General features: G+C 46.1%; 19 protein-coding genes. 8 read left to right on the forward strand and 11 right to left on the reverse strand.

Annotation, left to right across the window (positions count from 1 at the left end; translation table 11 throughout):
- The first annotated feature begins 44 nt into the window (after nucleotides 1–44).
- Together ITJ87_RS02605 and ITJ87_RS02610 are read left to right on the forward strand one after the other, a co-directional pair.
- Entirely contained in the window at nucleotides 45–1718 is a 1674-nt protein-coding gene (locus ITJ87_RS02605; protein WP_005830553.1) for a nucleoside kinase, read from the forward strand.
- Nucleotides 1719–1760: 42 nt separating this feature from the next.
- A complete protein-coding gene (locus tag ITJ87_RS02610) occupies nucleotides 1761–3266 on the forward strand; it encodes a HAMP domain-containing sensor histidine kinase (protein WP_117964684.1) in 1506 nt (501 codons plus the stop codon).
- A 101-nt stretch (nucleotides 3267–3367) separates the two neighbouring features.
- Here the strand turns inward: ITJ87_RS02610 and ITJ87_RS02615 are convergent, their stop codons facing one another.
- Entirely contained in the window at nucleotides 3368–4741 is a 1374-nt protein-coding gene (locus tag ITJ87_RS02615) for an aminopeptidase P family protein (protein ID WP_005830557.1), read from the reverse strand.
- 327 nt (nucleotides 4742–5068) lie between these two features.
- Here ITJ87_RS02615 and rpoN point away from each other — a divergent pair, with 327 nt between their 5' ends.
- The 6 genes from rpoN to ITJ87_RS02645 all read left to right on the forward strand — a co-directional run bounded on the left by rpoN (nucleotide 5069) and on the right by ITJ87_RS02645 (nucleotide 11297).
- Nucleotides 5069–6559 carry an RNA polymerase factor sigma-54 gene (gene rpoN / locus ITJ87_RS02620; RefSeq protein WP_117964682.1) on the forward strand — a complete coding sequence of 497 codons (1491 nt, stop codon included), beginning with the start codon at nucleotides 5069–5071 and terminating at the stop codon, nucleotides 6557–6559.
- A 93-nt stretch (nucleotides 6560–6652) separates the two neighbouring features.
- Nucleotides 6653–7315, forward strand: coding sequence for a membrane protein (locus ITJ87_RS02625; RefSeq protein WP_005830565.1), 663 nt, complete (start codon nucleotides 6653–6655; stop codon nucleotides 7313–7315).
- A 68-nt stretch (nucleotides 7316–7383) separates the two neighbouring features.
- On the forward strand, nucleotides 7384–7764 hold the full coding sequence (gene gcvH / locus ITJ87_RS02630) for a glycine cleavage system protein GcvH (RefSeq protein WP_005834498.1): 381 nt from the start codon (nucleotides 7384–7386) through the stop codon (nucleotides 7762–7764).
- 116 nt (nucleotides 7765–7880) lie between these two features.
- On the forward strand, nucleotides 7881–8390 hold the full coding sequence (gene purE, locus ITJ87_RS02635; protein ID WP_009037672.1) for a 5-(carboxyamino)imidazole ribonucleotide mutase: 510 nt from the start codon (nucleotides 7881–7883) through the stop codon (nucleotides 8388–8390).
- 114 nt (nucleotides 8391–8504) lie between these two features.
- Nucleotides 8505–10370, forward strand: coding sequence for a 4-hydroxy-3-methylbut-2-en-1-yl diphosphate synthase (locus ITJ87_RS02640; RefSeq protein ID WP_117964677.1), 1866 nt, complete (start codon nucleotides 8505–8507; stop codon nucleotides 10368–10370).
- Between the two features lie 12 nt (nucleotides 10371–10382).
- Complete coding sequence (locus ITJ87_RS02645) at nucleotides 10383–11297, forward strand: glutaminase (protein ID WP_005834492.1); 915 nt, start codon at nucleotides 10383–10385, stop codon at nucleotides 11295–11297.
- 6 nt (nucleotides 11298–11303) lie between these two features.
- Here ITJ87_RS02645 and ITJ87_RS02650 read toward each other — a convergent pair whose 3' ends face one another.
- The 10 genes from ITJ87_RS02650 to ITJ87_RS02695 form a co-directional block, all read right to left on the reverse strand.
- Nucleotides 11304–12305, reverse strand: a complete 1002-nt coding sequence (locus ITJ87_RS02650) for a metallophosphoesterase (protein WP_005834489.1) — start codon at nucleotides 12303–12305, stop codon at nucleotides 11304–11306.
- Nucleotides 12302–13072 carry a prolyl oligopeptidase family serine peptidase gene (locus ITJ87_RS02655; RefSeq protein WP_005834487.1) on the reverse strand — a complete coding sequence of 257 codons (771 nt, stop codon included), beginning with the start codon at nucleotides 13070–13072 and terminating at the stop codon, nucleotides 12302–12304. Before ITJ87_RS02655 ends, ITJ87_RS02650 begins: the two co-directional genes overlap by 4 nt.
- Nucleotides 13073–13080: 8 nt before the next feature.
- On the reverse strand, nucleotides 13081–14805 hold the full coding sequence (locus tag ITJ87_RS02660) for a family 43 glycosylhydrolase (protein WP_117964764.1): 1725 nt from the start codon (nucleotides 14803–14805) through the stop codon (nucleotides 13081–13083).
- A 44-nt stretch (nucleotides 14806–14849) separates the two neighbouring features.
- Nucleotides 14850–16580 (reverse strand): alpha-L-fucosidase, encoded by a 1731-nt coding sequence (locus ITJ87_RS02665; protein ID WP_196096311.1) that lies wholly within the window; start codon nucleotides 16578–16580, stop codon nucleotides 14850–14852.
- A gap of 37 nt (nucleotides 16581–16617) precedes the next feature.
- Complete coding sequence (locus tag ITJ87_RS02670; protein WP_005834483.1) at nucleotides 16618–18192, reverse strand: sulfatase; 1575 nt, start codon at nucleotides 18190–18192, stop codon at nucleotides 16618–16620.
- Between the two features lie 222 nt (nucleotides 18193–18414).
- Nucleotides 18415–19266 (reverse strand): endonuclease/exonuclease/phosphatase family protein, encoded by an 852-nt coding sequence (locus tag ITJ87_RS02675; protein ID WP_005834481.1) that lies wholly within the window; start codon nucleotides 19264–19266, stop codon nucleotides 18415–18417.
- Nucleotides 19267–19321: 55 nt separating this feature from the next.
- The gene (locus ITJ87_RS02680; protein ID WP_009037668.1) at nucleotides 19322–20638 is read right to left on the reverse strand and encodes a glucoamylase family protein; all 1317 of its coding nucleotides are present in this window, start codon (nucleotides 20636–20638) and stop codon (nucleotides 19322–19324) included.
- A gap of 10 nt (nucleotides 20639–20648) precedes the next feature.
- Entirely contained in the window at nucleotides 20649–22289 is a 1641-nt protein-coding gene (locus tag ITJ87_RS02685) for a glucoamylase family protein (RefSeq protein ID WP_009037667.1), read from the reverse strand.
- Nucleotides 22290–22314: 25 nt separating this feature from the next.
- Complete coding sequence (locus ITJ87_RS02690; protein WP_005834473.1) at nucleotides 22315–23151, reverse strand: LamG domain-containing protein; 837 nt, start codon at nucleotides 23149–23151, stop codon at nucleotides 22315–22317.
- A gap of 22 nt (nucleotides 23152–23173) precedes the next feature.
- On the reverse strand, nucleotides 23174–24694 hold the full coding sequence (locus ITJ87_RS02695) for a RagB/SusD family nutrient uptake outer membrane protein (RefSeq protein WP_009037666.1): 1521 nt from the start codon (nucleotides 24692–24694) through the stop codon (nucleotides 23174–23176).
- Nucleotides 24695–24709: the final 15 nt, after the last annotated feature.

Below are 24709 nucleotides of genomic sequence, written 5' to 3' on the forward strand. Positions count from 1 at the left end.
AATGTCCTATATTTAACGTGTCAACCCACTAAAAACGAGACATCATGAAACACATGTTACAAATTTGTTGCAAAAATAATAATATTTCTAAAGAATTCCCTATAGGGAGCTCACTTTTGGATATTTATTACGGTTTTAATCTAAATTTCCCCTATCAGGTAGTCAGTGCAAAGGTCAACAACCGTTCCGAAGGGCTGAATTTCCGTGTATACAACAATAAGGATGTAGAATTTCTCGACATACGTGACTCCTCAGGTATGCGCACCTATGTCCGTTCCCTCTGCTTCATTCTTTACAAAGCTGTCAGCGAGCTGTTTCCGGAAGGAAAACTGTTCGTAGAGCATCCGGTATCCAAAGGTTACTTCTGCAACCTGCGCATCGGCCGCCCCATAGAGCTGGAAGATGTGGCAGCCATCAAGAAACGGATGCAGGAAATCATTGCCGAGAACATCCCCTACCACCGTGTAGAATGCCACACCACCGAGGCTGTACGCATCTTCAACGAACGGGGCATGAACGACAAAGTGAAGCTGCTGGAAACTTCCGGCTCGCTATATACCTATTACTACACACTGGGCGACACCGTAGACTACTACTACGGCAACCTGTTGCCCAGTACCGGATACATCTGGCTGTTCGATATCGTGAAGTATTACGACGGCCTGCTGCTACGCATCCCCAACCGGGCAAACCCCGATGTCCTGGAAGAAGTGGTGAAACAAGAGAAAATGCTCGACGTATTCAAGGAACACCTGCGCTGGAACTACATTATGGGACTGGGCAACGTAGGCGACTTCAACATGGCTTGCGAGGAAGGCCATGCCACCGACCTCATCAACGTGGCCGAAGCCCTGCAGGAAAAAAAGATAGCCCAGATTGCCGATGACATCTACCACCGCGGCGAAAACGGAAACCGGGTGAAGCTCGTGCTCATCTCCGGCCCCTCGTCTTCCGGAAAAACCACTTTCAGCAAACGCCTCAGCGTGCAGCTGATGACCAACGGCCTGCGTCCTTACCCCATCTCGCTGGACAACTACTTCGTAGACCGTGAAGACACCCCGCGCGATGAGAACGGCAATTACGATTACGAATCGCTCTATGCCCTCGACCTTGAGCTCTTCAACACCCAATTACAAGCATTGCTCCGGGGCGAAGAAGTGGAGCTGCCCCGCTTCAACTTCAACCTCGGGAAGAAAGAGTACAAGGGAGACAAGCTGCGCATCGACGAGCATACCATCCTCATCCTGGAAGGAATCCATGCCCTGAACCCTGAACTGACACCACAGATTCCCGCCGCCAGCAAATACAAGATTTATGTATCTGCCCTGACCACCATCTCGCTGGACGACCACAACTGGATTCCCACCACGGACAACCGCCTGCTGCGCCGCATCATCCGCGACTTCAACTACCGCGGCTACTCGGCACAAGAGACCATTTCACGCTGGCCCAGTGTACGTGCCGGCGAGGACAAATGGATATTCCCCTATCAGGAAAATGCCGACGTTATGTTCAACTCTGCCCTCTTGTTCGAATTCGCCGTGCTCCGCTGCCACGCAGAGCCCATCCTTACCAGTGTTCCACGGAACTGTCCGGAATACGCAGAAGCCTACCGGTTGCTAAAATTCATCAAATATTTCACCCCCGTGCAGGACAAAGAAATTCCACCGACATCCTTATTGAGAGAATTTTTAGGAGGCAGTAGCTTCAAATACTAAGTTTTTATTCTAACTTTGTGAGCAAATAAAACAAACGTACACATGAAAAAAATTATTTCGATACTTCTCTTAGCGACTTTCTGCATCTTTACTCAACTCCATGCGCAAAACCGTGCAGACGAATTGATGAAACAAGCACAAGAAAATCTTACGAAAAAAGAATATATCAAAGCCCGCTATCTATTCCTGCAAGCCTACAATGCCTTTGCCACGCAAGACAAGTATGCCCAGGCAGTGGAATGCGGCGTCAATGCCAGCGCCCTCTACCATCGGGAGAATTACTATAAAGAAGCTTTTGAACTGCTGCGCGGTGCCGAGCAAGTGGTGGCAACCGGCGAACAGAAAACGGGCAAGGCCATGCCCAACCTACGTTTCCGCATCAACAAGGAACGCCTGCAGATGTACATCAACCTGAAAAATCCCGCACGTGCCAAGGAACAGCTGACCAAACTGGAAGAGACCGCCAAAGCCTCTCACAACGACTCTCTGAGCAACGACCTGCTTTATACGCAGGCCAACTATTACTACACCTTCGGTATGAACACACAAGGTGATGCGGCTACCAACCGCCTGATAGGGCAATATAAGGAACAGAAGAACTACGCCAAAGTAGACGAATGCTACAAGACTCTCATCAGCATTGCCCGCAAGGCAAACAATGCCGGACTGGTGGCACGCACATACGACAAGTACATCCTATGGACCGACTCCGTAAAGGCGCTTACCGCCCAAGAGGAACTGAACGCCCTGAAGAAGAAATACGATGAAAGCCTGGCCACTATCCAGGAGAAAGATGATTCCCTAAGCGCCAAGCAGTACATCATCATCGGGCTTTGCATACTCGCCGCCATCCTTGCCGCCGCACTGGTATTCAGCGCCATCGTATTGCTGCGTTTCATCATCCTCACCCGTAAACAGAAGAAGGCCATCAGCATTGCTAATGAGCACAATGAGCTGAAAACCAAATTTATCCAGAACATTTCCACCCAAATGGAACCGACACTGGACACGCTCGACGCCTCACTGCCGGGCGTAAAAGCCCTGCATGCATTCTCCAACCATATCCAGGAACTGTCCGAATTGGAAACCACCTTGTCCGAACCCTACGAAGTGCAGGAGAAGAATATCTCCACTTTCTGTGAAGGCATCATGGACAAAATCAAAGGAATGACACAAGAAGATGTCACCCTGACCGTGAATGCCCCCAAATTGAATGTGAAAATCAACCCTGAGCAACTGGAACGCGTCTTGCTGCATTTGTTGGAAAACGCCGCCGATTACACCCCTGCTGGAGGAAAAATATGGCTGGACTTCAAGAAACGTGGTGCGCACACCCACCAGTTCATCATCAGCGACACCGGTTGCGGTATCCCCGAGGAGCAACGCGAAAACATCTTCAAGCCTTTCACCGAAGTGAAAGACCTGACGCAAGGCGACGGCCTGGGACTCCCCATCTGCTCACTGATTGCCACCAAGATGAACGGCAGCTTGACACTAGACAGCAGCTACAACAAGGGAGCACGGTTCGTACTGGAACTGCACGCATAAACCATACATAATACAATCTGTATGACCCCTAAATTTGAGAGCCGCTTGCCACCGGCATTATCGGGACAAACGGCTCTCTGTGTATATTAAGGATGTGGTTGTCAACGCAACGCTTCCACCTCTTCCGGTGTCAGTGGAATTTTCTTGCCCAAGCGACGTGCTCCCGTTTCGGTAATCAGATAATCCTCCTCATTACGGATGCCGCCGAAATTGCGGTATTCTTCCACCTTATCGTAGTTGATGAAGTCCATGAACTTCTTCTCTCCTTTCCATAAGTCAATCAGCTCGGGGATGAAGTAGATGCCCGGCTCAACCGTATGCACAAAGCCCGGTTCCAGAGGGATGGCAAGACGCTGGCTCTTGCGGCCGAACTGCGTACTCTTGGGCTGACCGTCATAGCCTACCCAGAGCTCACCCAGGTTCTCCATATCGTGCACATCCAACCCCATCATATGGCCCAGTCCATGGGGATAAAACAAGGCATGCGCCCCTTCGCGCACGGCATCTTCGGCATTGCCCTTCATCAATCCCAGCTCTTTCAGCCCCTCCACCATCACTTGGGCGGAAAGCTCGTACACCTTCATATAGGGAATGCCCGGGCGAAGCGCTTTAACAGACTCCAGATGCATGGCGTTCTGGATTTCGTAAACGGCACGCTGGCGTGGAGTAAAAGTCTTGTCCGCCGGCACGGTAGACGACATGTCACCACAGTAACCCGAAGGCAGCTCGGCGCCGGCATCAATCAAGAAGAGGTCTCCCGGTTGCACCCGGTTGCCGTGATAGTGGTTATGCAGGGTCTGGCCGTTGACAGTAGCAATCGTGGCAAAAGACAGCTCGCAGTTGTTCATCTCGGCGATACGGTTCATTTCGGCCACAACCTCGTATTCGTACATGCCCGGACGAAGCACCTTCATTGCGGTGATGTGCATGTCAGCAGTCACGTCGCATGCCTTTTCTATTTCCGCTATTTCTTCTGCCGACTTGTAGTTGCGCTGTGCCACCACCGCACGGATAAACGGTACAGACCCTTCCTGACGTGCCGGAGGAACACCCAGCCAGTCCATCAGTTTCAACTTATGCTCGGCACGATAAGGGGGCAAATAATGGATGGTCTGTCCCTTCTGTACAGCCTTGTGCAGATAACCGACGATGTCGGCAAAAGGACGGGTTTCGGAAATTCCCACAGCAGAAGCCTTTTCGTGAAGGGTGGGCTGGGTACCCATCCAGACAATATGGTCGATGGTCAGCTCATCGCCAAAAATGATTTCTTTATCTTCATCTATGTCGATGAGAGCTGACAGCCCGGCAAACGACAAGCCAAAATAGTAGAGAAAAGTGGAATCCTGGCGGTAACGGAAAGTATTGTCCTCATAGTTCAAACCTTGCTCATCGTTACCCAAAAACAGTAACACTCCGGAGCCTATCGTTTTTTTCAGCTGGGCCCTGCGCTGCACATACGTTTCTTTAGCAAACATAACATTCCTTGTTTTAGTAGTTATAGGACAAAGATATAGATAATCTTTGAAAGAAGATAATACAAAAAGGAGATTAATCTATATAGTTCATAATCAGAAGACTATTTTGCCAACGTTTTTCAAGCCTTTGGCAAAGTTTTGCCACCGCGTTGGCAAAGTCTTGCCATAGGCATGGCAAAAGTTTGCCAAGCTATTGGCAAAAGCTTGTTTTCTCTTTTCTTGTTAAATATCATCAGAGAGGTTTCGTGTTATCGAACTATTCACTATTTTTGCGGTAAATATCTGAAAGAAGATGCACAATGAGTGCATTGAATAATTTATAAAAATATGGCACAAGGCTCCCGACAAGTACAGACCCAAGCGCAACAGCAGATACAAACGCTGTCGCCGCAACAAATTCTGGTGGTAAAGCTGCTGGAACTTCCCGCCGTGGAACTAGAGGACCGCGTACGTGCCGAACTTCTGGAAAATCCGGCACTGGAAGAGGGCAAGGAGGATACTCCCGGCGATGAATACCCCGACACACCCGATGCGGAAACCGACTCAGAAGATGGTGGAGACACTAGCTATGATTCTTTAAGCGATTATCTGAACGAAGACGATATCCCCGACTACAAGCTGCAGGAGAACAACCGCAGCAAAGGGGAGCAGGCAGAAGAAATTCCTTTCTCCGACGCCACCTCCTTCTATGAAACCTTGCGCCAGCAGCTCGGCGAGCAGGACTTGACTCCGCACCAGCGCGAACTGGCCGAATATCTCATCGGCTCGCTGGACGACGATGGCCTGCTGCGCAAATCGCTGGACAGTATCAGCGACGAACTCGCCATCTACGCTGGTATCGACGCTTCTCCCGAAGAGCTGGAAGAAGTATTGAAGATTATACAAGACTTCGACCCCGCCGGTCTGGGCGCCCGCACCCTACAAGAGTGCCTGCTCATCCAGATTCGACGTAAGGAAGCGCAACGGCCCATGCCCTCGCCTCCACAATACTATATAGAAGAAGATATTCTTACCCAGTGCTACGAAGAGTTCACCCGCAAGCATTGGGACAAGATTATGCAGAAATTAGGTATCAGCGAAGATACCCTGCAACAAGCCGTTAAGGAAATCTGCAAGCTGAATCCCCGTCCCGGTGCCTCGCTCGGCGAAGCCATCGGCAAGAACATGCAGCAGATTGTGCCCGACTTCCTGGTAGACACTTATGACGACGGTACCATCAACGTGACACTGAACAACCGCAACGTGCCGGAACTGCGCATGAGCCGCGACTTCACCGAGATGGTGGAAGAACACACCAAGAACCGGGCCAATCAGTCTAAGGAGTCCCGCGAAGCCATGATGTTCCTCAAACAAAAAATGGATGCCGCACAAGGTTTCATCGATGCCGTGAAGCAACGCCAGAATACGCTGATGACTACCATGCAGGCCATCATAGACCTGCAACGTCCTTTCTTCCTCGAAGGAGACGAGTCATTACTCCGCCCCATGATTCTGAAAGATGTTGCCGAACGCACCGGGTTGGACATCTCGACCATCTCCCGTGTGAGCAACAGCAAGTATGTACAGACCAACTACGGCATCTACCCGCTGAAATTCTTCTTCAACGACGGCTACACAACCGAAGACGGCGAAGAGATGTCTGTACGCGAAATACGCAAGATACTCAAAGAGTGCATTGACAACGAGGACAAGAAAAAGCCTCTGACCGATGACGAACTGACCGAGCTGCTGAAGGAGAAAGGCTATCCCATAGCCCGCCGCACGGTGGCAAAGTATCGCCAACAGATGAATATCCCCGTGGCAAGACTGAGAAGATGAGAGAAAAGGATGAGCGATTAGGGATTAAGGTTTAAAGATTAGTGCATTCAAATAGTAAATTGTAAATAGTCAAATCGTAAATAAAATTAGGTTGTGGAAGAGCATATTATAGCAGATAAAACTTTAATCAGAACAGCGAAAGTGATTTCGGCGGTATTCACACCGTTCTCCATCCCTTTCCTGGCATTTCTGGTTCTGTTTATATTCTCGTACCTGCGCATCATGCCGTTGCAGTACAAGTTGATAGTATTGGGCGTGGTGTATTGCTTCACCATCCTGATGCCTACACTGACTATCTTCATCTTCCGCAAAATCAACGGTTTCAGTCCGGAAGAACTGGTGGAACGAAAAAGGAGATACATTCCCTTTATTCTGACCATCACTTCTTATGTATTCTGCCTGCTCATGATGCACCGGCTCAATATCCCGTGGTACATGACCGGTATCATACTCTCCGCCCTGGTAGTGATGATAATCTGCGTCATTGTCAACTTAAAATGGAAACTGAGCGAACACATGGCAGGCGCCGGAGCCGTAATTGGTGGACTGGTAGCTTTCAGCGCCTTGTTCAGCTACAATCCCGTATGGTGGCTATGCCTCTTTATACTGGTGGCTGGCGTGCTGGGCACCGCCCGCATCATCCTGCGACACCACACACTGGGCGAAGTTATGGGAGGCTTTGCCGTAGGGCTTATCTGCTCGTTGCTGGTACTCCACCCGCTGAGCAACATACTGTTCCGAATCTTCCTCTTTTAAGAGCCTTGTTTAATTTTTAATTTTCAACTTTTAATTTACATAGTATCAACCCTTAAAAACTAATGATCATGAATTTCCCGACTAATGTAAAGTACACCAAAGAACACGAATGGATTCGCCTGGAAGGTGATGTAGCCTATGTAGGTATTACCGATTATGCACAAGAGCAACTGGGTGACATTGTGTTTGTCGACATCCCGACCGAAGGTGAAACATTGGCTGCCGACGAAGTGTTCGGTACCATCGAAGTAGTAAAAACCATATCAGACCTCTTCCTGCCCGTAACCGGTGAGATTCTGGAGCAAAACGAAGCCCTTGCCGACCAGCCGGAACTGGTAAACCAGGACCCATACGGCGAAGGCTGGCTCATCAAAATCAAACCCGCCGCTGATGCCGACTTCGACAGCCTGCTGGATGCCGAAGCCTACAAAGCGCTGATAAACGAATGAAATGAAAGGATTAGGGGTTAGCGATTAGCACCGGACGGAATGATAGCGCAGTCCCTAACCCCTAATCGTTAATCCCTAACCCTTATAAAATTAACCCTTTAATAATTTAAAGATTCATGTCTCCAATCGTTAGCATCATCATGGGCAGCACTTCCGACCTCCCCGTTATGGAGAAGGCCGCACAATTGCTCAATGACCTGCATGTACCGTTCGAAATGAACGCTCTCTCTGCTCACCGCACACCGGAAGCAGTGGAGGAATTTGCCAAGAATGCCCGCCAACGCGGCATTAAAGTGATTATTGCCGCTGCCGGTATGGCTGCCGCCCTGCCCGGCGTCATTGCTGCCAATACCACACTGCCGGTAATCGGGGTTCCCGTAAAAGGGTCTGTACTCGATGGCGTAGATGCCCTCTACTCCATCATCCAGATGCCTCCGGGCATACCGGTAGCCACCGTTGCCATTAATGGTGCCATGAACGCTGCCATCCTTGCCGTACAAATGCTGGCATTGGGCGATTCCTCATTGGCCGAAACATTTGCCACCTACAAAGAAGGGCTGAAAAAGAAAATAGTCAAGGCAAATGAGGACTTGAAGGATGTGAAGTACGAATACAAAACCAATTGATTTACGATTGGATGATTTACGATGTACGATTGAAGATACCAAGAAGTAATTTCAATCGTACATCGTAAATCATCCAATCGTAAATCTTTTAATCCTTTAACTGTAAATATCATCGTGGATCTATTTAACTATTCCCGACGGGAAACGTCAGAAGTAAACATTGGAGCCACCCCTATGGGCGGCTCCAATCCTATCCGCATACAAAGTATGACGAACACCGCTACGCAGGACACAGAAGCCAGTGTGGCGCAAGCCAAACGTATTGTCGACGCCGGAGGAGAGTATGTACGCCTCACGGCCCAAGGCATCAAAGAGGCTGAAAACCTGATGAATATCAACATAGGCCTACGCCAGGACGGATATATGGTGCCGCTTGTGGCCGACATTCACTTCAACCCGAAGGTAGCGGACGTGGCAGCACAGTATGTAGAAAAAGTACGCATCAATCCGGGAAACTATGTGGATGCAGCACGTACTTTCAAACATTTGGAGTATACCGATGAAGAGTATGCCCAGGAGTTGCAGAAGATACACGACCGCTTTGTCCCCTTCCTTAATATCTGCAAGGAGAACCATACTGCCATCCGCATCGGCGTGAACCACGGTTCATTATCCGACCGCATCATGTCGCGCTATGGCGATACACCGGAAGGCATGGTGGAATCTTGTATGGAGTTTCTGCGCATCTGCGTGCAAGAGAATTTCACGGATGTAGTCATTTCCATCAAGGCGTCCAATACAGTGGTCATGGTAAAGACAGTGCGCTTGCTGGCAGCCGTAATGGAACAAGAAGGCATGCGATTCCCGCTGCATCTCGGTGTAACGGAAGCCGGAGACGGAGAAGACGGGCGCATCAAGTCAGCCCTGGGCATCGGTGCCCTGCTGGCAGATGGTTTGGGTGACACTATCCGGGTTTCCCTGAGTGAAGCTCCGGAGGCAGAAATCCCCGTAGCCCGCAAACTGGTGGATTACATTGTACAACGACACGACCACCCCTACATCCCCGGAGCAGATGTACCGGAATTCAATTATCTCTCTCCCACCCGCCGCAAGACCGGTGCCGTACACCATATCGGTGGAGACAATCTGCCTGTGGTCATCGCTGCACGCCTGGACGGAGATATGGACTTCAACCCGCAATTCATGCCGGACTATATCTATACGGGGCGCTCCATCCCCCGGCAACTTCCGGAAGGCATGCAATGCATCATCGATGCCGATGTCTGGATGGAGCACAGTAACGGCGGAACGGAACCGGACAATGCCTGGCCCGCCTTCAAAGGAGACCAGCTTCCTTTCCTAAGCAGCTGCGGCGCTTCTTTGAAATTCCTCTTCATCACGTACATGGGGCTGAATGACGAAGCCATCGCCTGCCTGAAGTATCATCCGGAAGTCGTATTAGTTTCACAAAGCAATCACCCCAACCGATTGGGAGAACAACGCGCCCTGGTACACCAAATGATGAAGGAAGACCTGAAAAACCCGGTAGTATTCTTTGAACACTACGCAGAAAGCGAACTGGAAAATCTGCAAATCAAAGCGGCTGCAGACATGGGAGCACTTATCTTCGACGGTCTGTGCGACGGTATCCTTCTCTTCAACCAAGGAGAAACCATAAGCGGCAAAGTAGTGGATGCCACTGCTTTCGGTATCCTGCAAGCCGGACGTGTACGTACCAGCAAGACCGAATACATCTCTTGTCCCGGCTGCGGACGCACCCTCTACGACCTGGAAAGTACCATTGCCCGTATCAAGGCAGCCACCGGCCATCTGAAAGGACTCAAGATAGGAATCATGGGATGCATTGTCAACGGTCCCGGAGAAATGGCCGATGCTGATTATGGCTATGTAGGCGCCGGACGAGGCAAAATCAGCCTCTACAAGAAGAAGGAGTGCATCGAAAAGAACATTCCCGAAGAAGAGGCGGTGGAAAAGCTGATAGAACTCATTAGGGACAATGGCGACTATATAGAGAAATAAAAGAACTATAATATGGATTATCAGAAAATACTGAAAGGTATTCATCAAGAAATAGAGCCTTATGCCACTATTGGCAAGCAAGCTGATTACATTCCGGCACTCGCCAAAATCAATCCGGACCAGTTCGGAATGTGCATTCACACCATACAAGGCGAAACCTTCATGCATGGAGAAGCTACTACCGGCTTCTCCATACAAAGTATTTCGAAAGTATTTTCCCTTGCCATGTGCCTAAGCCTTGAAGGAGACAATCTATGGAAAAGAGTGGGTAAAGAACCCTCGGGCACTGCTTTCAACTCGCTAGTGCAACTAGAGGTAGAAAAAGGTATTCCCCGAAATCCATTTATCAATGCCGGCGCCATTGTGATGACCGACATTCTATTGAGCCATTTAAAGCATCCAAAAGAGGAATATATCCGTTTTGTCCGTTCACTCAGCAGAAACAACCAGATTGATTATAATGAAGAAGTAGCCCTATCCGAACGCGAAAACGGCTACCTGAATGCGGCAATTACCAATCTGTTGAAATATCATCATAACATAAACAATGACATAGAACGCGTACTCCGCTTCTATTTCCTGCAATGCTCCATAGAGATGAGCTGTTATGATTTGTCTAAGGCATTTTTACCTTTCGCCAACCATAAACAAGCCTTTGCGTTCGAAAACATCACTCTGACCTCCTCTCAGGTAAAAAGGATCAATGCCATCATGCAAACATGTGGTTTTTATGACGAAGCCGGAGAGTTCTCTTATCTAGTAGGCCTTCCTGGAAAAAGTGGTGTAGGAGGCGGCATAGCTGCAGTTTATCCACTGCGTTATTCAGTCGCAGTATGGAGCCCAAGACTGAACCAGAAAGGGAATTCCGTTATGGGCATCAAGGCTTTGGAACTGCTGACCACACAGACACAGGAATCTATTTTCTGAAAAATTTCAGCGTAGATATTTATCAAAGTCCACCTCTTTGAACTTAAAGTTATGATGTTCGGAGGGGTGGTAGGCTTTATTCCAAGTAGAATAGGTTTTCACATCTATCTCCCTTGTCTTCCGGTTAAAAGTTACAATACGTAAGTAGCCTTCACCTCCCAATCTACTACCTTCCACACCACGCTGATAGTTTGCCAGCATCTGATACACTTTATTTCCCTCTTTCCCTATAGAGACCAGCGTGCCGACTCCGCTTTTCAAGACATGCCCACAAAAGACAGCTATCACATTGCGATGTTTGAGAAGCAATTTCTCCCAGATTCCAGCACCATCGTTCACTGTGCGCCCAGACTCTTTGCCGATGCCATATCCTTGAGGGCGCCACCAGTCTTTCCCGTCATGCAACGTACTGTCACAATACAAATAGGCGTGTGTATTCAATATGACAAGCTTATCCGGATGAATACCCACTATGGAATCGGCCCATTGCAGAGCCTCATCAGAAGGCCCGAATTCCAGATTCAAGACCAGCCAATCGGTATCGCCCGACCTGAAATTTATGAAATAGTTATCCAATGTCTTTCCATCTGCACTACCTCCCCAATAGCTCTTCCGCTTATAGCCGGAAAGAGGAAAATACTTGTTGGCCATTGCAGTGTTATGTATGTCCGAAAACTTACCGGGTTTACTGCCAATATCGTGATTTCCCCATACGACAGAATAAGGTATTCCTGCTTGGCTGACACGATGAAAAGCTTTCTGCATATATGCCCATTCCACCGGAGAATTATCTTGTGTCAAATCTCCCACTTGGAACACGGCATCTATTTTCTTACGGTTGGCAACCAACCAGTCCACTTGCGAATCGAAGACCTCCGGACATTGCTCCAGATAAGTCTGCGTATCCGGCAATACCACAAAAGTACTTACCCGACCGGAAGTGGTGCAAGAAGTTAAAAAAGCGCCCCCTAAAAAGAGCGCTCCGATAACAGACAATATTCTCATCATTTTTTCTTCTGATTAAACAGCCACTCCATAAAATCAGGATAGTTGAAAGCCGGATTCCAACTACCATGATTACAACCAGGAAATTCAATATATTCCACATCGGCACCAATAGCTTTCAAGGCCCGATATGCTGCACGCGATCCTTCAGGAGTTACTACATTATCCGCATCTCCATGAAAAATACGGAACTTGACCGATTTGCCAGCCTTCAACCGTGCCGGATTCACTGTTCCACAAATAGGTATTGCTGCCGCAAAAATCTCCGGATAGCGGACAGCCATGTCAAATGTACCCATTCCTCCCATAGAAAGTCCCATAACATAGATACGGTCTTTGTCTATCTGCGGCATGGCCAGATAGAAATCCAACAACTCTTTCAACGTACGGAAAATAGGAGAAACAGGCACTTCCAACGGCATATCTGCCGGAGCAAAAGATGAAGGGCGCTCCGTATATGCCCAATATCCGGTTTCAGGACACTGCGGAGCCAAAATAAACGCCGGATACTTTTCGCGGTTTACAGGATTAAGCCACATCTGCCCACCATGAACCAATTGTTTCTCATTATCATTGCCACGCTCTCCGGCACCATGCAGGAAAAGCACCAAAGGATACTTTTCATCAGGTTTCATCACCTCTGGACGCAACAAACGATACAACAATGTATCTCCACGGGAAGAGATATAAGTTTCCTTTTGAAAGGTTTCTTGTGCAAACGAAAACAAGAAAAAGAATAATCCACAAAGGATGCCGATTATACGTTTCATCTTATTATTTATTTTACATGTTTAACTTCCGAACGTAAAGATACACCATTTTCATTGAAAGCCTCCACACAAAAATAATAATCCTGATCAGCAGTAAGGGTTTTCATCAATAAATCAGTCTTATCATAGACCATCCAAGAGCTGTAAAGTTTGTCCGGTGCAATGCCCCAAAGTATGTTGTAACCTTGTGCACCTTTCACAGCCTCCCAACGGATGGAGATGTCACGACGGTCTGCTTGGCGGTCAAGTACCAACTTTTTGGGTTGTTGCGGTGCCTTCCCCGTACCCAATCCAAAGACGCGAAGTTCAGATATAGCCAGATTCGGTGTCGGTATATCTATATTTTTATAACGGATATAACGGGCAGACTTGGGTAATGCCAGTTCAACATAATCATTCGGAGTATCCCTATAACTTTCCTTACGGTCCACCAATATATCCCAATTCTCACCATCAAGAGAACCTTCGATGAGATAACGGTGATGGAGTCCTTCGTAGCGACCGTACATATTACTTTGATAATCGTGATAGTTTATCTGAACAGCATACACATCAGCAGGTTTCTCTAAATCAATCATCACCCACTGCCGTTCGTCATTAGCCTCGGCAAGCCAAAAAGTTTTAGTCAGTTCATCCGTTAGGGCATCTGCCTTAAATTCGTCTTTTGTAGTAAAAGCCGTCACCGGCTTGCCATACGAGAGCAACATCCAGCCACGGAACTGTCCAGCCTTGCCCGGTACGGCAGGTGCATAACGGGGATAGTCTCCGAAACGGGTATCTACATACATAATGCCATCTTTATCAAACCCTGCCGGAAACATACAAAGGCGACGTTCCCAATTCACATTGATAGAGAGTGACATCGAAGCAAAATGCCAATACTGCCCCCCAGGACCAAGCACGGTACTTCCATGTCCGGCACCGTTCATATAACCACCCGGCTTGTAGGACACCGGATTATGCTTTTGGTAAGTATAAGGCCCCATCGGATAATCGGCCACATAAACACCATCGGCATAGACATTGAATTCCGTTCCCGGAGCACCGTATTGCATATAGTATTTCCCATTATGCTTCGTCAGCCAAGGCCCCTCAATATATCCGCCCAATACAGTATCCGTATGGTTTTCACCGAAACGTTCCCAGCCATGTTTAGGCATATCCAAATTGAAGAGTTCTTTCGTTTCTCCCTTCTTGATGAAACGCCGGTTCTTGTCCAGTTCCATTCCCCTGATAGGATACACATTGGAAGAACCCCAGAACATATACGCTTTACCGTCATCGTCAATAAACAAATCGGGATCTTGCAGATTATGCAAAATTGCCGGAACAGCTTCCCAGTTTCCTGAAGCCGGATTATCCGTATAAAGGATACTCATGGAACCGGAAGGATCACCGGTCACATAAAGTACCGAATCTTTGTAATTATGTGCCGCCGGAGCATTACACCCTTGCGGATACCAGTTCCTGCCCGGACGTACAAACTCCCAGTTCAGCAAATCCCTGGAACGCCAATAACCGTGTGAACGGGTAACAAACATATAATATTCACCCCGGAACTCCACCACAGCAGGATCGGCACCAGAACGGTAGGAGATATTCTTATCCGAATTATAAATCATGTACGTGTAATCGATATTTAAAGGATTACAATAAGTATCCATATGCATGTCTTGTGCAGAAAGGAAATTCGCCAAACACAACAGCAGCACCAAACCACTTAATCTTTTCATCATATTATCCATATTTATATTATTATACTACAGCCCTACCTACGTCACAAAGTTTCTACAACAATGGTCGTACTGATTTTATCAGGAGCGTCTAAAGGTAAAGAAAATATATGATTGTCTCCCATTTTGTCTATAGGTAAAGAAGTTTTCTTCGCATCAATCAATAAATAGGCCCGTTTTATCCCAGAGCCAAAATCCGGGACAAGAAGTTTGCCGTCTTTCGGCCAATATTGAGTAAAAACATGCAAATAAAGAAACTGTTTACCGTCCACTTCTTTTCTGGTAGCTCTTCCCCAATCGAGTTGGCTAACAAACGGACTCGGTATTGTACCATAAATAGCTTCACTGTTCACCTTCATCCAACTGCCGACTTCCTCCAAGCAATTGATGCTTTCAGCAGGGAAAGTACCATCTGCTTTCGGACCGATATTCAATAGATAATTCCCCCCTTTACTGGTAATATCAATCAATTTTTGAAGAACATCCTCTGTAGTCTTCCAGCGTATATCATGGGCAGCATATCCCCAATTGTCATTCAAGGTCATACAAGTCTCCCAATCTGTACCATCTCCATTGGAAGGCATATCAGGTATGCTTTGTTCCGGAGTTTTAAAATCACCCGTCAGCTTATCCTCCATTCGGTCATTAAAAATTAAACGTTCCGTACCAGGTATGTTCTTGATAGCTTTCATCATACGATATTTAAATTCGGGAGCGCTGCTTGCTCCCATATCCCACCAAATAAGATCAACTTTATAATCATTTATGATAGTGTGTAAATGAGGGATAACTATTTCATCCGTATATTTTGCTTTGTCTGCATAGGAAGCTTCCCGATTAGGCGCGTCATTTTGCGGAATCCATCCCATCCCCCCCGGATTATTCCAGTCCAATGCCTGCGAATAATAAAAACCTATTTTCAGACCGGCCTTCCTCGCTTCATTCACCTGTTCTTTCAATATATCCCTGCGGATATCTGTATCTTTAAAAATAGTATGCCCCACAGGTGTATTTAAAAGTGCAATGCCATCATGGTGCTTTGAAGTAATGACAATATATTTCATCCCTGCCTCTTTAGCCATCCTTACCCATTCTTTAGCATCGAATTTTTCTGCTTTGAAATCCTCCTTTGCCCGCTTCAGATACTCATCCCTGGGTATTTGAGCCGCAAACATTATCCATTCGGCATATTGCCCTCTTTTATAAGGTTTGCCTGTAGTTGGGTCTGTCTTTATACTCCCATCGGAAGATACCCATTCAGGACGATAGCATGAATAGTAATCTTTTATCATGCCGTCAGCCTCTATCCAAGGATGTTTTTCATTTGTCTGCAGAAACGTGGGTCCTGTATAATGCCCACCTAATGCAGAATAAGGGCCCCAATGGACAAACATCCCAAAACGGGCTTCACGCCACCACGCCATCCGCTTATCCTTTTGCCTTTTTGTCTCAGCGGTAGCTACATAAAGTTTCTCGCTCTCGCGACTGAACTCTCCATGACTATTCCTAGCCTTCACTGAGAAGAAGTAAATATCAAACGAATTCAGCCCTTCCACTGTAATGCGATTTTCTTTAACAGTCTTATATAAAGTATCTTCCTTGTAAACCTCATAACTTACAGCCTCTACTACATTCTCCCAAATAAGTTCTACGCTATTTGTACCTACACGACTAGCCTTCAAATGACAAGGTATGCGATTGGTAAATGGATCTTGTTGAGCAGACAACATTACACAGCCTACTACTAAAATGATTAATAAATAGATTCTTTTCATTCTAAACTTCATTTATACGTCATAATAATATGCACTATTATTTGCACAGAGATTCAGGAACATCATATTCTTCCTGCAGGCGGGCAAGTTCCGCTTTCAATTCTGCAGCAACCTTCTCCATCCCTTTTTCACCATACAAATTATGCATTTCTGCCGGGTCCTCCTTCAAATCATAAAGTTCCCACTTGTCATCCACATAAAAATGCATCAATTTATAGCGCTCCATCTTGACACCGTAATGTGCACGGACACTATGAAAACCGGGGAATTCATAATAGTGATAGTAAAGTGACTTCCTCCAGTTTCGTGGAGTATTTTCTCCCTCTACCAACCGACGAAATGACACTCCCTGCATGTCTTCAGGAATCTCAATTCCACACATATCGAGAAAAGTGGGAGCGAAATCAATATTTTGAGTTAATCCTGTTACCTGCGTTCCAGGCTTAATATGTCCCGGCCAGCTCATTACCATCGGCATACCGAAAGACTCCTCGTACATAAAACGTTTATCAAACCAACCGTGCTCGCCCAGATAGAACCCCTGGTCTGTAGTATAAACGACAATCGTATTTTTATCCAATCCGGTACGCTTCAAATAATCCAATATTTCTCCTACACTCTCGTCCACGCTTGCCACACAAGCCATATAATCCTGCAAATAACGCTGATATTTCCATTCTGCCACCTCTTTGAAAGTACGCTGTTTCGAATAAAATTCATTGTTCCGTTCACGATAGGCATCCATAAAACGGCGGCGCTCATCCGGCTCCATCGTACCAAGAAAAGCATGAGGCCACGGGTCGAATAGCAGACTGTCGCTATTCATACCCGCAACCATCTTCAAGTCGTGACCTTCGTACATATCACGGTATATATTCATCTTCTGCATTTGTGCCGCATAACGTCCTTCGTATGCATCATAATAATTGTCGGGTAAAGGGAACTGCGTGTGTTCGTACAAATGATAATGCCGTTCGGCAGGCACCCAATTACGGTGAATGGCTTTGTGATGCATCATCAGGAAAAAAGGTTTATTCTTATCCTCGCGCCCACTCATCCAGTCTTCACAATATTGAGTGATGAGGTCAGTTACATATCCTTTATGCCGAGTGGTATCTCCCTCGGTAATAAAATACGGATTATAATAATCTCCCTGATCATTCAAAATCATCCAATGGTCAAACCCGGTAGGCTTTGAAACAAGATGCCACTTGCCGATAATGGCTGTTTCATAACCGTTTGCTTGCAATATCTTCGGCAGTGTCTGCTGCGAACCGTCAAATCCTTTATTTCCATTCCTCATAAAACCATTCTTATGACTATGCTTACCAGTCAGTATGGCTGCACGACTGGGACCGGAAATGGAATTGCAACAGTAATTATTCTGAAATACCGCCCCTTCATGCCCAATACGGTCAATATGGGGAGTAGGAGCTATTTTACCTATGGGATGTCCATATATACTCATTGCTTGTCGGGCATGGTCATCACTCATGATAAAAATAATGTTAGGACGCCTGTTTCCTATTCCTTGTTTCTGTTCTTGTCCTTGCATCCAAACCGAAGGAACAAAGGGCAACAAGGCAATTCCCCAGGATAGTTTATTTTTCATGTATTCATTATTTGTTGTAATTTATCAAAGGCGTAATACCGTTTTATAATTTACTGATTATCAGTACAGTTAGAATACAGTGCATTCAGTATACGACTGAACCCTATTCAGTATACGACTGAATGGCATTCACTATACGACTGAATTAGGTTCAGTATACAAGTGTTTCTTGAGCCCTTATGATTTGTAAATAATGCAGAATAGAATTAGACGAGTGCCTCTTTACAGTTTCAAAGTAACCAATACGGGAGCATGGTCGGAAAGATAGCCATTGTCCGGCTTATCGCCAACTGTGCGGTAACGCTCCACCTCTACAGAAGCATTTACGAATATAAAATCTATCAGCCTGCGCTTCTCCACCGGAATACGTCCGAAGTCATGAAAGCTCCATGTCGGTCCGTAAACGACCTTTGCCGTGGAACAAGCGTTCCTCATTCCACCTTCCGTCAATATAGTGACCGGCTCGGAGTCTACCGTTCCATTAAAGTCTCCAGTGATAATTACCGGAAGCTCTCCCGCTATTTGCTTTATCTTCTCGAGTATTAACTTAGCGCTTTCTCGACGTGCCACCTCACCTACATGGTCAAAGTGGGTGTTGAAAGCAGCTACTTTCCTGCCACTCACCTTGTCTTTCAACACAGCCCAAGTCACGATACGCTCGCATGCCGCATCCCAGCCTTTCTTTCCGATGGAATCGGGAGTCTCACTCAGTCCGAAATCTCCGTTCTTTAAAAGCTCAAAACGCTCTGTCTTATAAAAAAGGGAGCAATATTCGCCTTTCTCTTTTCCATCTGCACGACCTACGCCAAGGGCAGTATATTGAGGAAGACGCTCCTTCAAGTCATTGAGTTGATTCTTTACCACCTCCTGCATGCCCACAATGTCCGGAGCATAATAAGCAATCATCTGTGCTGCATTATCCTTACGGTATTTCCAGTTATTCATACTGTCCGCTACATGATCCAGACGGATATTAAACGACATCACCTCCACCTTAGCTTCCGGTTGCTTGCCGCACGAGGCGACAAGCAATACGAAAGCAACCAATACACTATTGAAAAGCACGTTTTTCATGGTTATAATCCTTTTTAATCTATATAAAATTTACCAAAATCAAATCCTGCCAAACCTAATCAGCCTTATTCAAATAAGGAGACGTAAAGCCTAATCTCTTCAATCCCTTCTGTACATCGGGATGACTCATGAAAAGCTTCCAAATTAAACCGGTGCGATAGTTCTCTATCATCACAATAATCGGTCCCTGGTCAATGGCAAGATACGAAGGCGCAAACCAATCCTCAGTCAGATTAAATGCATCTTTGAACCCATATTCACCCCAAAGACGGTCACCCAGTTCTTCATAGAAATAGCGCATGGCCTCCAAAGAATATTCCGGTGTATAAGGGATGGATGAAAGGGCCGCAGTAGGCGTAATCACGCCGCGATCATTTCCGGGGCTATGGGCCGAATAGCCTTTATCACCGTCACTGGCTGTCAATCCCCAGCATTTCTCACCGTAACCCTTATATCCCTTCGGATTGTCGATACAATAGGCACGGTTAATCAAGGTATGGGCCTTCATTTGTTCCTCGTAGTCAGCATAGCGGTCCTTCAAGCCATGCGGATCAAGCCCCATGTAAGAGTAATGAGTAAAGAACAAAGGACCGCCCTTACCGTTATCGTTTCCGAGAGGAAGCCTGATGCCATAATACTCCCGACCATTCAGAAAAGTATTCGCATTGACCCAGCCTTTATGATAAACACTCTCGGCAATCGGATAAGTAGGAGAAGACGCACCTAAAATATAAATAATGTGGCACTCGTTATGACCTTTAATCTGATGGTTCATCGCCCACCCGTTATAGGGTGACCAATGCCAATACATCACATCTTGCCCCTGAGTGAAAAAATTCCACTCTGCTTGGCGCCACAGATTATTAATCATTCCCCGGATACGGTTTTCCGTCGGATTATCCTTTATAAAATACTGATGGGCAGCCAACAAACCTTCGAACATGAAAGCGGATTCTACAATATCGGCTCCATCATCCTTACGGCTGAAAGGAATGGTCTTACCGGTTTTACCGTTCATCCAATGTGCCCACATGCCGTGATAACTGTCGGTATTCTTGTCGCTCAAGAAACGAACAATCTTCAGTATACGTTCAGCACCTTGTTCACGGGTGATAAACCCGCGTTCTATGCCGACAATGATAGCCATCACTCCGAATCCCGACCCACCAATGGTAGCTGTCTCGGCACCACCGTTACTCCGTTCATGCGCCAATCCGGATTCAGGATGGGCAAAATCCCAAAAGTAACGGAAAGTTTGCTTCTGAACGAGGGTCATAAGTTCGTCGTCAGAAAGCCGCTTCTGCTTTTTCTGTCCCGAAATCAAATTAAAAGGGTATAGCAAAAGTATCAAATATATTAATATTCTCATCATAATCATTCTTTTAGTTTAAGCACGGACTCTGAAAGCCAAGCTTCTTCAGTCCTTGTTGGATTTCCGGTATAGACATAAATAAATTCCAAAGGAGACCTGTTCTATAATTCTCTATCATACAGATTATCGGCCCTTGGTCAATGGCTATGTACTGAGTATCGTACCAATCTGCCGTCAAATTAAAGGCATCTATAAAACCATAATCTTTCCAAAGTTTGTCTCCCATCTTATAATAGAAGAAATGCAGCGCTTCCATTGACTCCTCCGGAGTATAAGGAAATGCAGACAAAGCAGCTGTTGGAGCAATGACCCCTTTATCATTAGTAGGTGAATGAGCTGAATATCCCGTATCGCCGTCACTTGCCGTCAACCCCCAACAAGAAGCGCTATAACCCGTATATCCTTTAGGATTTTCCTTACAATAATTGTAATTAATCAACGTATGATTGCGATTTTGCATCCAGTAATCGGCATATTGGTCTTCCAGTCCTTGTGGGTTAATGCCTAGAAAAGAATATTGAGATAAGAACAGCGGTCCCCCTTTATCCGAACCTAAAGGAAGAGTGATGCCATAATAAGATTTTCCATTCCTGATTCCTCCATTTTTAGCCCAGCCCGCTTCATATACAACTTTATCGATAGCATGTGTTGGAGACGAAGCAGCAAGTATATAAGTAATCAGACACTCATTCCATCCTCTTATTGCCAGGTTCTTCTCAAAACCGTAATCGGGACTCCAATGCCAATATAGTACATCTTCACCATTTTTCCGGAACCAAGTCCAGTCAATAGCTTCCCAAAGACGGGTTATGTCGGCACGCAACCTGCTTTCTACTTCCGTATTTTCCTTGAAATAGGCTCGAGCGGCAAGCAAACCTTGAAATAACAAGGATGTCTCAACCAAATCGGCACCGTTGTCTTTCTCACTGAAAGGTTTGGTTGCTCCCGTTGCGCCATTTATCCAATGTGCATAAGCACCATGATAAGCCGTACATTCCTTATCAAGAAAAGTAACTATCTTCTGCACTCGTTCAACAGCTTGCTGACGGGTAATAAAGCCCCGTTCAGCAGCTACCAGCATGGCCATCACGCCAAAGCCGGTACCACCGGTAGTAACGACATCGCCCGAAGTAGTACGTTCGCGCGCCATTCCGGAATATTCATGCCCAAAGTCCCAGAAGTACTTAAAGGTCTGCTTCTGTACCAATGTCAACAAGTCCTCATCAGGGATACGCTCAAACTTATCTGTATCATCCATTCCTGTCTTAATCATACAAACCTTGCCATTGGAAAGCAGTGTCCCGGAAGTGGATTTCACCCCCGGATTGACAATCAATTTATACGATGACAAGATTTTAAACCCCTCCTTAGGAGTCATCGATACTTTTTTCTCTTGCAGGAACTCATAATCGCAGCTTATGGGAAGCTCCTCATGTTTCAAAGCAATATTGTTACGGGCTGAAGCCTCATCTACAGCATCCGAGAACTCCAAAACAATGGCTACATTGGGAGCAACATTCTCAAATGTCTGTTGGTTTTGTTGGTCACCCACAATGATATTCTTCAACTCGAAAGGCTGATTCACTTCAGGTTGATCATCACCACCGCACGCAACCAACAAAAGACATACTATGAAATATAATACTTTCATCCTATCATCAGATTAAAGTGTAGCTTCATTCTTTTCCAGAGTAAATACTCTGAATTTCGGTTGCCGTCAACACCTTGTCATATAAGCGGAACTGATCAAGCTGACCGGGAAAGTTCTTTGCCCAGGTTTGTGCTCCTGCACCCGAAGTAAGACTCGGAGTAGTGCTGAACTGAAATGCACCAACAGCCAAAGAAGCGCCTACATTATTAAACTTCAATTTCCCACAATCTGGCAATTCTTTGGTAAAGACACCCTCACCATTACGATAAACAGTAATGGTAGAAGTATTGCCATCATACACAAAAGCCAGATGCACCCATTCGCTACCAAAAATATCATCTATTTTTGCCTCAACCCATCTTTCATCATTCTCTTTTGCTGTCTGATTGAAGATATGAACCTTGAAAAATGCCTGAGTCTCGCTATTATTATTCTCCAAGAAGATGTCGAAGTTGCCCCAGAATTTAATAGAGTTAGGGATAGAGAACAAACCTTGCGCAGAAGTATTCTTAGTGGTTCTCATCCAGAAAGCTACAGTCAAATCACCGATAGTGGGCATGTTATTTTCCAATATAGAAGGAGTCTTGGCCAAAATGTAAGCATTCTCAGCACCTTGATAGGCCATGCCAGCGATTCCGTCTTCCGCAAACTTGGCATTACCGTTATCTGCTACCAAAAATCCCCATTCACCTTTATCCCGAATGTCCTCTTCATCAAAAGGAAGATACATCTTCAAAGGGGTAGTAGGTACTTCACCTGTACTCTCAGGGTAGTCGAAAGCAGGATGATCCATATCCTGAAAACAAGACTGCATACACAATGCAAACAGGCAAGAAGCCACAGATACTATATATTTTTTCATAAGTAGTTAGTACATTTATAGATTAATAATTGGGATTTTGAACCAATACACCATTCGACTTGTCAATTTCGTCTTGCGGAATGGGCAACAAAGCATGTCTGTCTTGATAACCGGTCTTGCCTGCCGCATGAAGTACCTCTTTAGCAATACCCCAACGAACCAAGTCGTAGAAACGGTCGAACTCCATACCTAACTCAACACGTCTTTCATGACGAATGGCCTCACGCAGTTCATTCTGGTTGTTGGTCGTCACTTCCGGTAGAATTCCGATATTATTGCCACGAGCACGAGCGCGCACCATCTCCAAATAGTTACGGGCAGAAGACAAATCACCCAATTCACAAGCAGCTTCGGAAGCCATTAATACCACATCAGCATAACGTATCAGACGAATATTTACCCAATATCCTCCCTTTGTGAATTTCAAACGCATCGCCGGGTCCGTATATGCCTTCTTGTTAAAGTATTTAGCTATAACATCAGCATTCGAAATAGGTTTCTCACCATAAGGCTTGTTAGCAGGTATGGACTCTGGATCGTCCTTGCCGTTGCGTATAAAATAAAGCAGAGTTTCGTCTTTTCTCGGATCTCCCTCTTCAAAAGCATCTGCCAATTCTTGAGTAGCGGTGTGTTGCCCCCAACCGAGATTCCACTCGCCTGCGCCACGTACACCCTGAACGGAAGCAAACTGGCTTCCTATGTCATTAGAACCTGGTTGTGATTCTGTTGCCGTACATTGCAATTCAAAAACAGATTCACTACAGTTTTCACCTTTTTCTCGGAATATGTCTTCATAAGGTGTTTTCAGATTATATAAACCGGAGTTAATCACTTCTTCAGCGGCAGCCTTCATATTCCCCCAGTCATTACGCATCATGTATGTGCGTGCATGAAGAGAACGAGCAGCTCCCCAAGTGAGACGACCTACATAAAGTTGCTCCCACGTTCTGGGCAGACTGTTTTCGGCTTCCGTAAGGTCAGAATCTATTAATTCATATATCTTTGCCACAGAAGACTTTGGAACATTTGCCTCAGCTGCATCATAAACTTTAAAGTCAATCAAAGGCACTTCACCAAAAGCGCGTACAAGGTTGAAATAACAGAAAGCACGTACAAACAAAGCTTCCCCCTTATTGACGAGGTCACCTTCTGTCAATGACGGATTTTGGCTCATCTCATCAAGCAAATCATTTACCTTATGTATCAATGAATAGTTATCATTCCAATAACTCTTAATCATCCCATTACTTGCCAAATATTCAAAGTCATCGAACATCTTGCCGGTAGCTGCTCCATCGGACAATGTACTTCCTTTCTCTGCGTCCTCAGAACGCATACCGTGGATTGCCAATGCAGTATTGCCGCTTGTCAAATGAAAACCGCGCAACTTGGCATACATATTAAAAACCTGTGTTTCATAAGTACCACCAGTCAAATCATCCTCTGTCTGTTGTCCAAGCGGTTTTCTATCAAACATATCCTCACACGAAGTTAGTGCAAAGCTTACTGCTAAAAATGCTATATAATAAAATATCTTCTTCATAGTCTGTCTCTATAT

This window comes from Bacteroides sp. HF-162 (assembly GCF_015679285.1).
GTDB classification, from domain to species: Bacteria; Bacteroidota; Bacteroidia; order Bacteroidales; family Bacteroidaceae; genus Bacteroides; species Bacteroides uniformis.

What these genes read in the sequence shown, in the direction of transcription:
- ITJ87_RS02605 (WP_005830553.1), top strand. Translation starts at nt 45, where the DNA reads ATGAAACACATGTTACAAATTTGTTGCAAAAATAATAATATTTCTAAA.
- ITJ87_RS02610 (WP_117964684.1), top strand. Translation starts at nt 1,761, where the DNA reads ATGAAAAAAATTATTTCGATACTTCTCTTAGCGACTTTCTGCATCTTT.
- ITJ87_RS02615 (WP_005830557.1), bottom strand. Translation starts at nt 4,741, where the DNA reads ATGTTTGCTAAAGAAACGTATGTGCAGCGCAGGGCCCAGCTGAAAAAA.
- rpoN (WP_117964682.1), top strand. Translation starts at nt 5,069, where the DNA reads ATGGCACAAGGCTCCCGACAAGTACAGACCCAAGCGCAACAGCAGATA.
- gcvH (WP_005834498.1), top strand. Translation starts at nt 7,384, where the DNA reads ATGAATTTCCCGACTAATGTAAAGTACACCAAAGAACACGAATGGATT.
- purE (WP_009037672.1), top strand. Translation starts at nt 7,881, where the DNA reads ATGTCTCCAATCGTTAGCATCATCATGGGCAGCACTTCCGACCTCCCC.
- ITJ87_RS02645 (WP_005834492.1), top strand. Translation starts at nt 10,383, where the DNA reads ATGGATTATCAGAAAATACTGAAAGGTATTCATCAAGAAATAGAGCCT.
- ITJ87_RS02650 (WP_005834489.1), bottom strand. Translation starts at nt 12,305, where the DNA reads ATGATGAGAATATTGTCTGTTATCGGAGCGCTCTTTTTAGGGGGCGCT.
- ITJ87_RS02655 (WP_005834487.1), bottom strand. Translation starts at nt 13,072, where the DNA reads ATGAAACGTATAATCGGCATCCTTTGTGGATTATTCTTTTTCTTGTTT.
- ITJ87_RS02660 (WP_117964764.1), bottom strand. Translation starts at nt 14,805, where the DNA reads ATGAAAAGATTAAGTGGTTTGGTGCTGCTGTTGTGTTTGGCGAATTTC.
- ITJ87_RS02665 (WP_196096311.1), bottom strand. Translation starts at nt 16,580, where the DNA reads ATGAAAAGAATCTATTTATTAATCATTTTAGTAGTAGGCTGTGTAATG.
- ITJ87_RS02670 (WP_005834483.1), bottom strand. Translation starts at nt 18,192, where the DNA reads ATGAAAAATAAACTATCCTGGGGAATTGCCTTGTTGCCCTTTGTTCCT.
- ITJ87_RS02675 (WP_005834481.1), bottom strand. Translation starts at nt 19,266, where the DNA reads ATGAAAAACGTGCTTTTCAATAGTGTATTGGTTGCTTTCGTATTGCTT.
- ITJ87_RS02680 (WP_009037668.1), bottom strand. Translation starts at nt 20,638, where the DNA reads ATGATGAGAATATTAATATATTTGATACTTTTGCTATACCCTTTTAAT.
- ITJ87_RS02685 (WP_009037667.1), bottom strand. Translation starts at nt 22,289, where the DNA reads ATGAAAGTATTATATTTCATAGTATGTCTTTTGTTGGTTGCGTGCGGT.
- ITJ87_RS02690 (WP_005834473.1), bottom strand. Translation starts at nt 23,151, where the DNA reads ATGAAAAAATATATAGTATCTGTGGCTTCTTGCCTGTTTGCATTGTGT.
- ITJ87_RS02695 (WP_009037666.1), bottom strand. Translation starts at nt 24,694, where the DNA reads ATGAAGAAGATATTTTATTATATAGCATTTTTAGCAGTAAGCTTTGCA.